Origin of the sequence: Streptomyces sp. NRRL F-5126, assembly GCF_000721265.1 — a bacterium.
Classification (GTDB): Bacteria; Actinomycetota; Actinomycetes; order Streptomycetales; family Streptomycetaceae; genus Streptomyces.
In genome coordinates this window covers 1-1,283 of sequence record NZ_JOFZ01000042.1, presented here as the reverse complement: position 1 = coordinate 1,283, position 1,283 = coordinate 1, and the positions used below count along the sequence as shown (strand labels likewise).

Below are 1,283 nucleotides of genomic sequence, written 5' to 3'. Positions count from 1 at the left end.
AGGTTGTATGCCTGGTAGGTGACGCCGGGGTGGGTGGTGGTGATGGTGTGGGGGTCGCGGAGGTCGGTTTTGCCCATTTCGAGGAAGTGTCCGCCGTGGGGCATGAGGCGGAGGGAGGCGTCGGTGTATTCGTGGGCGAGGGAGTTGAGGACGATGTCGACGCCGTTGCCGTGGGTGGCGGTGCGGAATTTGGTTTCGAAGTCGAGGGTGCGGGTGGAGGCGATGTGGGTGTCGGGGATGTCGTGTTGGCGGAGGGTGTCCCATTTGCTGGGGTGGGCGGTGGCGTAGGTGGTGAGGTTGAGGTGGTGGGCGAGTTGGAGGGTGGCTTGGCCGACGCCGCCGGCGGCGCTGTGGACGAGGAGGGTTTCGCCGGGTTGGGCGTGGGCGAGGTGGGTGAGGCCGTAGTAGGCGGTGAGGAAGACGACGGGGGTGCCGGCGGCTTGGGTGTAGGTCCAGTGGTGGGGGATGGGGGTGATCATGCGGTGGTCGGTGATGGCGGTGGAGCCGATGCCGAAGAGGCCCATGACGCGGTCGCCGGGGTGGAGGTGGGTGATGTCGGGGGCGGTTTCGGTGATGATGCCGGCGCCTTCGCCGAGGGCGGGGTGGCCGTCGTCGGGGACCATGCCGAGGGCCATGACGACGTCGCGGAAGTTGAGTCCGGCGGCGTGGACGGTGATGCGGACTTCGCCGGGGTTGAGGGGTCGGTGGGCGTCGGGGTGGGGGACGAGGTGGAGGCTTTCGAGGGTGTCGTTGCCGGTGCGTTCGATTTGCCAGTCGGTGTGTGCGGGTGGGGTGAGGGTGGGTTGGGCGGTGGTGCGGGTGAGTCGGGGTGTGTAGGGGGTGGCGTTGCGGAGGGCGAGGTGGGGTTCGTTGGTGGTGGTGAGGTGGGTGAGGATGACGAGTTGGGTGTCGGTGAGGCGCTCGTCGGTGAGCCAGTGTTGGAGGAGGCGCAGGATGTGGCTGGTGACGTGCCGTATCTCGGTGTGGGTGGGTGAGGTGTCGGTGGTGGTGGGTGGGCAGGTGGCCAGGACCATGCCGGGTGCGGGCTGTCCCTCGGTCAGGGCCGTCAGTAGGCTGTCCAGGTCCTTGAACCGTCCGGCCTTGTGACCAGTACTGTCAGTGAGGGCGGACAGCAGACTGGTGCCGAATGCGTCATCCTCGGGTCCTGCTAGAACAGCCCAGCTCGTGTCGGTTCCGGGAGGGGACGTGGTCTCCTGGACGGGCAGTGTGGTCCATTCGATGTGGAAGAGGCTGTTTCGGATGGTCTTGGTGGTGTCGGTGAG

The 1,283-nt window shown here is 67.1% G+C and carries 1 protein-coding gene; it reads right to left on the bottom strand.

Going from position 1 to position 1,283, the window contains the following annotated elements:
• Window positions 1-1,283: zinc-binding dehydrogenase (locus IH48_RS37425; RefSeq protein ID WP_030912861.1), on the bottom strand; the 1,283-nt coding region annotated here is incomplete at both ends.